This window comes from Wolbachia endosymbiont (group B) of Pilophorus perplexus (genome assembly GCF_964028155.1).
In the GTDB taxonomy this organism is placed as follows: domain Bacteria; phylum Pseudomonadota; class Alphaproteobacteria; order Rickettsiales; family Anaplasmataceae; genus Wolbachia.
The window spans coordinates 283,335-296,029 of record NZ_OZ034754.1 but is presented as its reverse complement, the minus strand read 5'-3'; the positions used below and the strand labels follow the sequence as shown (position 1 = coordinate 296,029).

Annotated in this window: 12 protein-coding genes and 2 tRNA genes; 5 read left to right on the top strand and 9 right to left on the bottom strand. The window is 34.4% G+C overall.

The window, feature by feature from the left end; genetic code table 11:
* Positions 1–21 precede the first annotated feature (21 nt).
* On the bottom strand, positions 22–681 hold the full coding sequence (locus tag ABWU28_RS01690; protein ID WP_149168679.1) for a CADD family putative folate metabolism protein: 660 nt from the start codon (positions 679–681) through the stop codon (positions 22–24).
* A gap of 181 nt (positions 682–862) precedes the next feature.
* On the opposite strand from ABWU28_RS01690, the gene ABWU28_RS01685 reads away from it, so the two are divergent.
* The gene (locus tag ABWU28_RS01685) at positions 863–1,996 is read left to right on the top strand and encodes an alpha/beta hydrolase family protein (RefSeq protein WP_264376624.1); all 1,134 of its coding nucleotides are present in this window, start codon (positions 863–865) and stop codon (positions 1,994–1,996) included.
* 15 nt (positions 1,997–2,011) lie between these two features.
* Here the strand turns inward: ABWU28_RS01685 and ABWU28_RS01680 are convergent, their stop codons facing one another.
* The 4 genes from ABWU28_RS01680 to ABWU28_RS01665 all read right to left on the bottom strand — a co-directional run bounded on the left by ABWU28_RS01680 (position 2,012) and on the right by ABWU28_RS01665 (position 3,970).
* Complete coding sequence (locus tag ABWU28_RS01680; protein WP_007302118.1) at positions 2,012–2,266, bottom strand: hypothetical protein; 255 nt, start codon at positions 2,264–2,266, stop codon at positions 2,012–2,014.
* A gap of 561 nt (positions 2,267–2,827) precedes the next feature.
* Positions 2,828–2,904 (bottom strand) — tRNA-Ile (locus tag ABWU28_RS01675).
* A gap of 39 nt (positions 2,905–2,943) precedes the next feature.
* Positions 2,944–3,270 carry a thioredoxin gene (gene trxA, locus ABWU28_RS01670; protein WP_064085368.1) on the bottom strand — a complete coding sequence of 109 codons (327 nt, stop codon included), beginning with the start codon at positions 3,268–3,270 and terminating at the stop codon, positions 2,944–2,946.
* A gap of 79 nt (positions 3,271–3,349) precedes the next feature.
* Positions 3,350–3,970 (bottom strand): ribonuclease D, encoded by a 621-nt coding sequence (locus ABWU28_RS01665; protein ID WP_265025280.1) that lies wholly within the window; start codon positions 3,968–3,970, stop codon positions 3,350–3,352.
* A gap of 159 nt (positions 3,971–4,129) precedes the next feature.
* On the opposite strand from ABWU28_RS01665, the gene ABWU28_RS01660 reads away from it, so the two are divergent.
* The 4 genes from ABWU28_RS01660 (at position 4,130) to ABWU28_RS01645 (ending at position 6,540) form a co-directional block, all read left to right on the top strand.
* Positions 4,130–4,202: transfer RNA gene (locus tag ABWU28_RS01660), tRNA-Gly, on the top strand.
* A 106-nt stretch (positions 4,203–4,308) separates the two neighbouring features.
* Entirely contained in the window at positions 4,309–4,791 is a 483-nt protein-coding gene (locus ABWU28_RS01655; protein ID WP_254229402.1) for a hypothetical protein, read from the top strand.
* A 44-nt stretch (positions 4,792–4,835) separates the two neighbouring features.
* Positions 4,836–5,720, top strand: coding sequence for a GTPase Era (gene era / locus ABWU28_RS01650; protein WP_052264868.1), 885 nt, complete (start codon positions 4,836–4,838; stop codon positions 5,718–5,720).
* Complete coding sequence (locus tag ABWU28_RS01645) at positions 5,713–6,540, top strand: 3'-5' exonuclease (RefSeq protein ID WP_019236725.1); 828 nt, start codon at positions 5,713–5,715, stop codon at positions 6,538–6,540. The genes era and ABWU28_RS01645 overlap by 8 nt, the downstream gene beginning before the upstream one ends.
* 42 nt (positions 6,541–6,582) lie before the next feature.
* Here the strand turns inward: ABWU28_RS01645 and ABWU28_RS01640 are convergent, their stop codons facing one another.
* From ABWU28_RS01640 to ABWU28_RS01625, 4 genes are all read right to left on the bottom strand, one after another.
* On the bottom strand, positions 6,583–7,629 hold the full coding sequence (locus ABWU28_RS01640) for a lipase family protein (RefSeq protein ID WP_353275454.1): 1,047 nt from the start codon (positions 7,627–7,629) through the stop codon (positions 6,583–6,585).
* A 79-nt stretch (positions 7,630–7,708) separates the two neighbouring features.
* The gene (gene ltrA / locus ABWU28_RS01635) at positions 7,709–9,589 is read right to left on the bottom strand and encodes a group II intron reverse transcriptase/maturase (protein WP_353275141.1); all 1,881 of its coding nucleotides are present in this window, start codon (positions 9,587–9,589) and stop codon (positions 7,709–7,711) included.
* Positions 9,590–10,005: 416 nt separating this feature from the next.
* Positions 10,006–12,291, bottom strand: a complete 2,286-nt coding sequence (locus ABWU28_RS01630) for a phage tail tape measure protein (RefSeq protein ID WP_353275452.1) — start codon at positions 12,289–12,291, stop codon at positions 10,006–10,008.
* Between the two features lie 109 nt (positions 12,292–12,400).
* Entirely contained in the window at positions 12,401–12,658 is a 258-nt protein-coding gene (locus ABWU28_RS01625; protein ID WP_226080798.1) for a phage tail assembly protein, read from the bottom strand.
* Positions 12,659–12,695 lie beyond the last annotated feature (37 nt).

Sequence of the window (12,695 nt, the reverse complement as noted above, 5' to 3'; positions counted from 1 at the left end):
GAATTTAGTATCTACTTATAATTAATGACAAACATCAACATTCATCATGCCATCAAGAAAACCCCATAAGAGTTTTGCTCCTTTTTCAGCGCCTTGCATAACTTTCTCTTGTTCTTCTTCGTTTAAATCTGCAATAAGGTTTGCACATTCTTCAGAATGCCACTCATCAGCTTCCATATGAACAGTAAAAAATTTGAGAGGACGCTCATCATTTATTGAATAGTGTTTTTTTAGACCTTCAATTTTAGATTTAGAAACCTCTGGAGTTTGACGTTCATAAGCGTACAGAGCTCCAAGACCTGCTGCAAAATCTGATTTTACAATGTCAAAGTAACCGTCAACTAATTCTTGCGTCTCCTTAACCTGTGCATCTTCAAGAAGATCAACCCTTGCTACTCCGAGCCCTTCAGCAAAACGCTGCCATAATTCTGGGTGATTCTCATCGCCTTGTTCTTCCTCTATTAAATTACCAAGTAAAACTTGCCGCATCTTTAGATTGGGGCATAAAGAATGTATACCGCTGATATAACGAGGGAAAGCAGCAACATGGTGATAATATTCCTTAGCATAGGTTTGAAGAGCCTGCAGGCTTAAGCTACCTTCATTCCATGACTCGTAAAATGGGTGTTTTAATAAGTGTAAACTATCTAATTGATTATTAAGTGATTGAACAAATGTCATAAATAAACACTAAATTGTTTTAGGCTACGTTTAGGTTTATCAAATGTCAAGAGACATTTCCCATTACTACCTTAATTCCAATAAATATAAAGATAGATACGCTATAAGTTAATTTTTTAGTAAAAATTGATTTTTTCTAAAATTTCATGTATTATTAAATCAATATAGTGAAAAACGCAAAATGAAAGTAACAGAAGAAAATACAATAAAAATTAGGGAAGAGTTCGTAGAAGTTCAAAATGGAATGCGAATTCAAAAGATAGTGATGTCAAACTCGAAGAGCAGTGCAGATAGCAGAAAGAAAAAGCATATAGTTTACTTTCCAGGGCTTACATATACTTTTGAAAAAGAGCCAGATGAAGACAAAAGTGAATGGAATTGGGCAGCTGAAGCAGGTATGGATGTTCACCTTATTAATTTTCCTGGTTCTGGAAAAAGCAAAGGTCATTCTTTAAACGGTCAAAATCGAGTAAATGCAGGAATTGCAGTCATTTCAGATCTTCTAAAGCAAGGCATTCACCCAGACAATATAGTACTGTATGGAAGCTGTGCTGGAGGACCAATAGCTGCAGAGGTTTATAAAAAGTTTAAAAAAGATGACAATGTTCATTTAAGATGCGTTATCAATAAATCCTTTAGCTCATTCAAAAAACTTGTAGTGAAATTACTACACATATCAAAACCTAAATGGCTATTTCCTCCTATAATAAAATTCATACTCAAATGCTTTGGTTGGCACTTTAAGCCACATACAATAGTAAACGATATTACTCCATACACAATTTGTTTTAATCTAGAGAACGATGGCTTTATTAGTAAGCAGGCAAATATAGGTACTAAAATTTCTGACATAGAAAAAAGTCATAGGAAAAAAAACTACCAAAAAAAAGAAACTTTTGAAGGTTTTGAGCAATACAAAGAGTTTTTCATGGAGCATACCGATTTAGCTAAAATAAAAAACCTTGAATCTGAAGTTGGAATAATGAGAAAATGCTGGAATAAGTTTCTATCGTTACTACCTATTAAGGCAGATGATATTCACTTTTCTTCGATTACAGAATTGTGCTCATCAAGTGAACACAAATACAATCTTCCTGAGCTGATTTCACTCTTTTTAGAATTCACAGATAATTATTTTGAAAAGAAGGGCTCTCTCAATCAAGAGAAACAACCAGAGATAAAAACAGAAGCGATATGTGGAAAGAATAGTGAAAAAGAAATAGAGGAAAAGAAACAGTATTTTACCAATTTAAAGAATTATTCAATAAGTCAGAATATATCTAAAAAGCTAACATCTCTTCAAATATTGAAATAAGTGTTTCTTTTGTGATTAAAAAAACATTGCATCTTGATTGTGTATTTCATTTGCTATAAGCAATAATTTTTCGCTTTCATCATAGAGATTGTTTTCACTAGCTAATAATTTCTCACTAATTTGTGGATAAAGTTTAGAAACGTACTTCTCATAGCATTTATCTAGGCATTCTTGGTCTGTCCGTTTTGTTTTGTAGGAATGGCATTTCTGATTACATTGATTATATCTAAATTCAATCCCTTTCTCTTTGTTTGATGCTTGTTGTTCCATAATATTCTTCAATTTTAATAATATTAATATTAGCATATAAGTATGAACATTATGCTAATATAATTACTTTTTAGGTATACATGGCAAATTTATGCCTGGAAAAAGTTTTTGGTTATTTCCTACACTTTCTTTATAAAAACCACAGGCGCCTGTTATTAGCTAAGTTAAAGGTCAAATATCTGGAATTCTGGACATAAAATCCTCCTGTATAAAAAGATTAGAAAAAAATGCAGCGCACACACGACAGATATAAGCTGAAGAGCACGCTTTTTATTGAAAGATTAATTGAAAGTCTGCAGACAAATTTGAGCTCTTAAAATATCTCTAATTGTCATTATAATCAGATTCAAAATACGCGGAAGTAATTTTTTTTGACAATAGATTTCTTTCATAACCAGGCGTCATCCCAGCTGAGATCCAATAAGAAAACCGCTCTGGAACTTTTGAATTCCAGTTATGCAAGGAATCTAATATCATGGAGTTTTCAAACACTAACAACCAAGTACTTTAATAAGGCAAAAAGCTTATCTAAGAGAGTAGGCCTTGCAATTGTATCAATAGTGGTGGGATTGGTAGGACTCGAACCTACGACCAATTCGTTATGAGCGAACTGCTCTAACCGACTGAGCTACAATCCCTTTTACTAACACTTATAATACACACAAAAGGAAATTTGTCTACTCGCTTATTTCACTATCAACCCAACTGTGTAAATCATTTATTGCGCCAATTTTGCGTGCAATTTCCTTACCATCTTGAAATATGATTAAAGTAGGTATAGATTGAACTCCATACTTACTTGGCACCTCAGTTTCTCCATCTATGTCAAACTTACAGATTTTGATCTTGTCTTTTCTATCCTTGGCTAACTGCTCGATACGTGGCATCAGACTTTTGCATGGTCCACACCATTCTGCCCAAAAATCTACCAGCACAAATCCTTTGTGGTTAGCAACTTCAGATTCGAAATTTTGATCATTTACCGCTTTAATATCATCACTCATAAAATACCTAAATTTTTATAAATATAGCGTATCAATTAACAGCTGATCAACTAAATTTTTCTGAATTCAAGTGAAGTGATTACATATGATGATTAAAGATATCTACACTCCCCCAACCCATTGAATCTAGCTCAATACGAGTAGAAAGAAATTCAAAGCACTTTTCGGCTAATTCTTTTCTATTTTCACGTTCTAGCATTAAATCTAGCTTTTCCTTTATTTTATGGAGATATAAAACATCAGATGCAGCATAACTTTTTTGCTTGTCTGTTAAATTTTCATTTCCCCAATCAGAAGATTGTTGTTGCTTATTTAATTTTATATCAAGTAGTTCTAAGCACAACTCTTTTAAGCTATGATTATCTGTGTAGGTGCGAACTAAACGTGAGGCTATTTTCGTGCAATAGCAAGGCAGTGCCCAAATTTGCAGGTAGTAATGTATTATACTCACATCAAATCGCGCAAAGTGAAATATTTTGGTTATATTTTTATCCTCTAATATTTTTCTCAAATTTGGAGCTGTATAATCGTTTTTGAATTGAACTAAGTGAGCGTTGCCATCATTGAAAGAGAGCTGAACAAGGCATAATCTATCTCTGCTATGCAGTAGCCCCATTGCCTCTGTATCAACAGCTATAGATTTTATATCATTCGGTATTGCACTGGCTGGCAGGTCGTCCTTATATATAAATATTCTCATAAATTTAATATGTTTTATGACACATACAATAATCAAAAATGAGTTTTAAGTATACGAAAAGATCATAGAAAATTGGCTCTCATGATTTTCATGCATGTAGGGTTTACAAATTGTAATATGTACCTATAATTAGAAGTAGAACCTAAGCAGAATTTAACTGCGGGAGTAGCTCAGTTGGTAGAGCGCAACCTTGCCAAGGTTGAGGTCGAGGGTTCGAACCCCTTCTCCCGCTCTTTGAGTTTTAATCACATTTAATCATAAAAAAATTAATTGATCTATCTAAGAAATTTAGCTATACTAGAAAAGTTTTTTAGAAATTTATTATTTAGGAGGATTATATGGACAACGATACTAAAGCAATGTTATTTGCCTTAGGTATAGCTACATCAATAGGAGCACTTACAGGTTTGGGACTCAGTTTTACAACTCTATCACCATTGGTAATGGGTGGGATTGTTGGTTCTATATTTCCAGCATTGATTACAGCTCTGTTTGCGGGGGTACTACTATACAAATTTTGCAAAAAAGATCATATTGAAAGGGATGATAAAGGTTTTCCTATCTTTTTTGGTATTGTCACACTTGCAAGTGCTGCAACTGGAGTTGGTCTTGCTGCAGCTGCAACTGCTATTTCTCCAAGTATAATGCTTGGAATGGGATCGGCAGCTTTAGCAGGTGCAATAATAGCACCCATAGCAGTAATTGCAGGGTTCCTTATAACATCTGATATTATTGAACCAATAGCTCAGAAAGTGAATGAGTATATTATATCACCTATAGTTGAGCGTTTTTCTTCAAAAGGGGAAGAGAAAGCTATATAATAATCAATTGACGTTAGCATTTAGTTTTCTTTATAATTTCCTTTGTGAAAGAACAAAAATGCTTATTTGTAACGATAGCTGGTTTGCCAAATGCTGGAAAGTCAACGCTAATTAACAGCATCGTAGGCAAGAAAATTGCAATTGTCACCCCTAAAGTGCAGACAACAAGGACGCAGGTAAGGGGTGTTGCTATATGCAACAATGCGCAAATTGTTTTTACTGACTCTCCAGGAGTGTTTTCAGCAGAAACAAATCTTGAAAAAGCTTTAGTCAAATCTGCATGGGGAGCAGTTAAGGATAGTGACATTACTTTGTTGCTTGTTGATGTAAACAATTACCTAAAAAATATAGAAAGAATAAAAACGATATTTGCACGACTGGAGCGCACAAAAGGCAGATGCATTTTGGTTATCAATAAAACTGATTTAGTAAAGAAATCAGAGCTCAAGATGGCACATGAGCACCTAAATTTGCTTTATAAGTTTGAAAAAATTTTTACGATATCGGCACTGAAGAATGATGGACTTTCTGATCTGACTAGTTACTTGTCTGAAATTGCACCGATAGGCCCTTGGTTTTATGAAAAAGATCAAATAACTGATTCCTCAGCTGATTTTTTATCAGCGGAAATTACGAGAGAAAAGTTATTCTTGAACCTACGTGAAGAATTGCCATACTCTACAGCTGTTATAACTGAACAATTTGAGGAAAAAAAAGATAAGAGTTTAGTCATAAAACAGATCATATTTGTATTGAAAGATAATCATAAGAAAATAGTGCTAGGAAAAGACGGCAGTAGCATAAAAAAAATTAATATCGAGGCACGTACAGAATTGGAAAAGTTATTTGAGTGTAAAGTTCATCTCTTTTTGTTCGTAAAAGTGCGACCTTGGACTGATCGCCCTGAGGAATATATAAGTAATGCTTAATTCTTTGTTAGTATTTGATATTGAAACTATACCAGATGTAAATTCCTGCAAGAATTTACTAAATATTAGTGATGATAGCAGTGTAGAAGAAAAGAGGAACGCATTAACAAAATATCATCTTGAAATAACAAACGGGCAAAACTCTTTTCTGCGTCAGCCCTTCCACCTTGTTGTAGTCATTAGTTTTTTACTTTGTAATATAACACGCCAGAGCGGTTATGAAATGTTCACACTACAAGAAATAAGATCTGGAGGCACAGTAAACTCCAATGAAAAAGAGCTAGTAAAGGGATTTTTTAACTACATATCAGAGAAAAAGCCAAGACTAGTTTCGTTCAATGGACGCACTTTTGATATACCGGTACTGAAGTACCGTGCTATGGTTCATGGCATTCAAGCAGAATATTTTCACAAAGCTGGCGATAAGTGGAATAGTTACAATCAGAGGTACAGTAGTGATTGGCATTGTGATTTGCTTGAATCTCTCTCTGATTTTGGAGCTTCTGCAAGAATGAAGATGAACGAAGTTTGCGCAGCATTTAATCTTCCCGGTAAGATTGGAGTTGATGGTTCACAAGTTATGGACTTATATGATAGTGGCAAAATACAAGAGATTCGCGATTATTGTGAAACAGATGTGATTAACACTTATTTGATTTATTTGAGGTTTATGCATCATCAAGGAAGAATTACTACAGAAAGCTATAATAAGAGCATAGAAGAACTGCTTTTAGAATGCGAAAAAAAAGAACACCTAAAGAAATTTAAAGAAGAATGGAAAATAACTTCTGGTGAAAATTTTTATATTGAATTTAAATGAATAGATGCTACAGAGCAATCTAATGATTGCTCTGTATAGTAGTTATAAACTCCTTGTAGTAGAAAAGACATTTTGATGTGCCCTTTGCTTAACTTCTGCTTGTTCAAGCTTAGAAAAATTTTCTAAGTTTTTATCTTGGTATTCCTTTTTTACTTTCTCGAAAAAATTTTGTCCACCAAGAATATAATTACCTAAATTAGCAGCATAATATTGAGCATTACCTAAAACTGCACAGTTAATTCGACTTAATATTCTCGAAGGGTAATAAAAGAGAGAAACGTTATTGTTCGATCGGAAATCTTTTTCATCCATTATTTTAATGGCTTCATGATAACCATCTATTTGATGAACAAAATATCCTTCAGGTACTGATATTCTCAATTGTGCACCTACATGAGCATAACCACAAATACCAGGTGATACCGCTGGTACTGGGTCTTGTCTATGTTGAGTTACTCTAATGGTTTTTTCTTGAAGAACATCATTATAAAATTCACTAGCAGTAAGATCAAAAACTCGTGGATCACCAAAAGTTGCAACATGAACATCTTCAGCTCCTTCTGTTTTATTGAGGCATAAAGCAGCTATCTTAGCAATAGCTCCTCCCATACTGTGACCTGTGAGGTTAATTTTAAAATCCTTGATTTCTGATCCCTGTTTTTCAGCATGAGATTTCAAAATGCCATACAGATTAGGCCATGAATCCATAAATGAATTATAGAAACCACAATGAATTCTTCCACCTTCAGGTAAAAATTCCGAAGTAGCAAAAAGTACATTTATATCAGTAATTCCATCATTAAAACTCTGGCTCAGACGAGTACCATGGTAGGCTATTGTTATTTCTTTACCTTTTATAAAAACGTGACCAGCATCTTTTTCAAAGCTATTACCAAATGGAATAATTTCATAACCTTCGCTGATGAGTTCAGCTCTAGTTTTATACATTTTTTCAGTAGATGGAACAATTTCAAAATCTTCTACAATTTCAAATTCAGTTTTGTATACTCTTTGAGCTAGGTTGTTACATCTTTTTTTACTTAATTTACCATCATCATCGCCATAGCTTATCTTGCAGAAATTACCCATTTCTAATAATTTCTCTCTATCAAATCCTGCAATTTTTACAATACTTTCATCTATTTTATAGTCAGAAGGTAAAGAACAGTTATCTAAGTGAAGAAGGTTGCCCCTCCTCACTCGACTTCAAAACCGTACGTGAAACTTTCGCTTCATACGGCTTCTCTCTAGCTTGGTGCTTTTCATGCATACTTCTGTGTAAATTATCGTGACAATGTCCATGTAGCATAGATAAGTTTGTGATTGTATTATTTTGCTTATTTTGGTCCTTATGATGTATTTCTAAGATATCACCATTCTTAAACCAAAGTTGACAACAATCACACTTACCTTGTTGCATCTTCAGAAGTTTTATTGTTTGTGGTGATTTATCAAGTATTTTACTCATACGCTTTCCCCAATAAGTCCAGTCTCCATCATATGGAGATTTGGCTCCAATCACTTTGACATGTCGTTTAATGTCATGATCTCCGTGTTTAATAAGACGCATTCCGTTACTTGTCATATATCGCCATTTATCGTTACCATACTTCTTGAAGTATTTTCTTTTGATCCAACATCTTCCTTTGTTTTGGTGTTTAAACATTGCCCATTTCCAAAGTTTTCTAAACATTGTATTATCCATTGCACCAAAGGCTTTAGATGATACCACCGAAGCGTAGTATTGACACCATCCTCGAATAATTGGATTAAGGTGACTTATTACTGCTTCTTGTGATTCACCACGCATTTTCTTTAGCTTACTTTTAATGACTAATGAGTGTTGTTCTATAGAGTTACGACTTGGTTTGATGATAGACTTGTATGACATCTTATTGTGTTTTGTTGGATATTGCCGTATTGTAAAACCAAGAAAATTGAAACCTGGTTTTATTCCTTTCAGGAATTTTTGAGTATGAGAAATTCTTGTTTTTGAAGGGTTCAACTCTAATCCAATAGTTTTTAACCATTCTTCAATCAGAGTTTTTGCTTTCAAAACAATTTCCTCACTTTCATGAAGTACTACAAAATCGTCTGCATAAGTGATTACGCTGAGTGATCTTTTCGCATTTTCCCTACATGTTCTGCCAGGTTTCGTTTTCCTGTAGCTAATTAGCTCCTCTGCCATTATTTCTTTCAGATAATTTTCTAACCCATGTAGAGCAATACATGCCAGTAATGGAGAAATTGTCCCTCCTTGGATTGTACCGCTTCTAGATGGTTGAAATATCCTATTTTCCATCACACCTGCTTTCAACCATCCTTTTACTATCTTCCTTAAAGTTGGTGTGGTATTGAGTTTTTCTAACAGTATATGATGATTTATATTATCAAAACACCCAGAAATATCAGCATCTAAAACAAATACTGTTTTCTTGATGAGTGCTTGAAATATAGCTTCAATGGCATCATGACATGATCTACCAGGTCTAAAACCATAAATGTTGGGCTCAAACTTTGCTTCCCATTCTGGTTCTAGCATCATCTTAACAAGTGTTTGTTTTGCTCGATCTGTTATTGTTGGTATCCCTAATGGACGTTTTTCACTTTTTCCAAGCTTTGGAATCCAAATGCGCCTTGATGGCTTTGCTCTCTCCTTTATATCTAAGGATTTTGCCAATTGCAATCTTTCTTTTTGATTAAGGTTAGCTTTTCCATCAATACCTGCAGTTCTTTTTCCTCTATTGTCCTGAGTTACCTTTCTCACAGCGATCATCCTAGCACTTGTCGATTTTTGTAATAATCTCTGAAGCTCATGCATCTTTTTGATATCATTACATTTAGAAGCTCGGTAAATTCGTTTTTGTAGCTTAAATGAAGACTTTTCTAGCTTGCGCCAAGGAACTTCATTCCATTCATACCTAACTTTTTGTTGGCTCATAACATATTCACTACTATTCATAACTTTACCTTCCAAGTTACAGTGTCCACGTCTGCGTATCCTAAGCATTACTTTAGGCATTAGCTTTTTAGACAATCCTTCCAACATAGAAGCTTGCAGTTGGCTACTTGCTTATTACAAAGTATAATAAGAGCTTCTATGTGGTTACTCCGTTCCATGAAACCGTTTCGCGTCAGATTTAGGTTCTTATTTTTTTTTTGCCGGGAGATCGGAAACATCTTGATTAAACGAACCAATTCTAATCATCCTTATTCTCCATACCTTTTGGTCTATGTGTACCAACCTTATTTCACATATTCACAGTAACGACAATTCAAACATAAGTTTCTTTCGTAACCTTACCTGACTCTTCTTGGGAGAATTTATTATAAGGTTTAACATTACTCCCTTTTAGCCCATGCTCGCACCTTAGGTGTTTGCCAGTTTCCTAAAATGTGGGCTATAATTTCAGCCAGATGTTATGGCGGATGGAATTTAACCATCACAATTTCATGACTTCCGGGTCACACTGGTTCTATTGAATCAAATAGAACGTCTCGCGATTTTTCTCTTATCCTTTTTATTACTTCATCTGCAAGACTACGAACATCTTGATTTGGCTCTGCTTTAATGCTGATAGTGTAATTATTAGTGATGTTCTGAGTTTTATTTTGTTCTTTATTTTCAAATTTACTCCTTCCAAAATCTGCAAATATCTTATCATTATCGCTCTCTGTAAACTTTTTCTCCTCAATAAGGCTTTTGATTCTGAAATTATTCTGATTTCTCTTGGAAAATTCTTTAATTATACTGTTACTTAGCAAAGGATTTCCACTGTTGAGAATATTACTCTTTAGGGGACTATGTACTGCTTTTACTTCAGTTTTTCTTTTTTCAAACTCTTTCAGTGGGCTATTCCCTAATACTTTTCCAAATACACTTTCCCCTATCCATGAAAAAGCTTCTTCTATGGGTTTTATTATCGATTTCCAAAAGCTAGAGAAAAAGTCTTTCACCTTTTGCCAGTTAGCTATAACAAGAGCTGCACCAGTAACAAGTCCAGCAACTAAAAGTCCTATAGGGTTAGCGAGTGTTATTGCTCTTAGTCCTGTTACTACTGCAGGAAAAACTGTAGCTGATAAAAATGAAAATACTCCAAGTAGGTTTGCTTTCAGACCAAAAATCGTACTTCCTAGCAATGTAAATCCGTATCCTAGTCCTACTGCTGCAATTTTTAAACTTATCAAAGCTGCTACAGTACCCATGATCGTCGTGGTTAAAGTTGGATATTTTTCTGCAAAAGAAGCTATATGCTCTGTTATTGTTTTCAAACTTCCAGCTACATAATTCAAGGTAGGTAACATTACTGACCCTAGATTCATGCCAGCTTCAACTATTGCATTTTTAAGTAATTGTAATTTATTAGCTGTAGTGTCTGCACGATTTTTGAATTCTTCTTGCAGAGAGCTTCCGTACTTTTCTGCATTAGCCAATAACTTTATTGCATCTTCGTATTTGTTAAAACTTCCAGCTAATAATGCAATATCATCTTGATATTCCTGACCGAAAAGTTTCATAAGGATTGTAGAACGTTCCTGGTTATCCATTTTCTTTAGAGTTTGAAAAAAGTAGAGTAATGCTTCTTCGCCGTTTTCGCTTATTCTTTGTACTATTTCTTCTGCAGTTATGCCCATTTGCTCTAATGCTGCTTTAAAATCCCCTCCTTGTTCTTCAGCAGTCTGAAGTTTACTAAGTAGAGCATTTATAGCAGTTGCAGCTTTTTCAGGTGTTTTACCTAAGCTAATGAAAGCATTTGCTAAACTACTTGTTTTCTCGATATCCAAACCAAACTGCTTTGCAGTACCACCAACTATTGCTAGAGTTTCAACCATATCTCTTGCTTTAGCAGCAGTGTTATCTGATAAGTGGTTGATCACATTACCAACATGTTCCATTTTACTAACATCAATTCCATAAACGTTAGAGAGTTTAGCTATGGAATCACCTGCTTGCTCTGCAGACATATCAAATGCTGTAGACATTTTTGCCACTGTTTCTGTAAACATAAAAAGATCTTCTTTCCTGATACCAAGTTGACCACCACTTGCGGCTATTTGTGCTAATTCTGCTGCCGATAATGGTATTGTTCTTGACATTTCCTTTAACCCTTCAGCAAATTTAGTTACTTCATCTTTTTTATTATCAAACTTTACTACCTTCTTAACATCAGCCATAGCCGATTCAAAATCAATCGCAACTTTAACTGGAGCTGCAAGCGTTAGCCCTAGTCCAATAGTCTCTATAATTTGTGACTTAAAATGTGCTTTGCTTGCTAAAAAACTTTGGTGATTACGTATTGCAGACCCAAGCTTACCATACTTACCTTTTAGCGCTTCAACAGATGAGCCAAGTTTATATTGATTACTTACTAATGACTTAATATTTCTTCCACTTTTTCTTACTTCTTCATTAAATGAATGCAAAGCATCTCTCTTTTTCAAATATGCTTCTTTTGCTTTTGTTGCAGAAAACTTAGCTTTATCAAACTCTGCTTTTAAAGTTTTGCTTGGTTTCTCCACCGCTTTCATTTGTTTAGCTAAAGATTTTACTTGATCTTCAAAGCCTTTCCATGACCTCTTGCTAGTCAAAACATCATGACCTAACTGCTTAAACTTTGATACTGATTTTAAAGATGAGTCAAGCTTTCTTATATTCTCACCAAGATGAGTAAGTTGACTGCTACTTCCTTTTATTACAGTACTGAAACTGCCATCTAGGACTGCTCCAATTTTTATAGATAACGTTGACATTGTACCTTCCTCGCTGCTTCATTCCATAGGATAAATTCATTAATTTCCATTTCAAGTATTTGTTCAACCCCGCCTCCTACAACAGAGCTGAACATTAATACTTCTGACCTCAAGTCCTTTGTATAATTGGTGAAAAAAAATCCTTTAATACCTCTTGCACTTTCACATAATCAGCAATATCTAACTCTTCAATCGCTTCTTTTGCAACTGATGTCAGGTTGGCAGTCAAAGTCACTTCCTTATTTAGGTCACTACCATTAATGCGTTCTATTGCCAAATAGTCTCTAACTTTTGGACGTCTAATGGTAAGTTCTGAAACAGAAATTCCATCAACTGTTATTGGGTTATTAAGTGTTATAGCTTGCATGTTCCTCCTTAAAAAGTTAATTAAATAAAAGTCTATA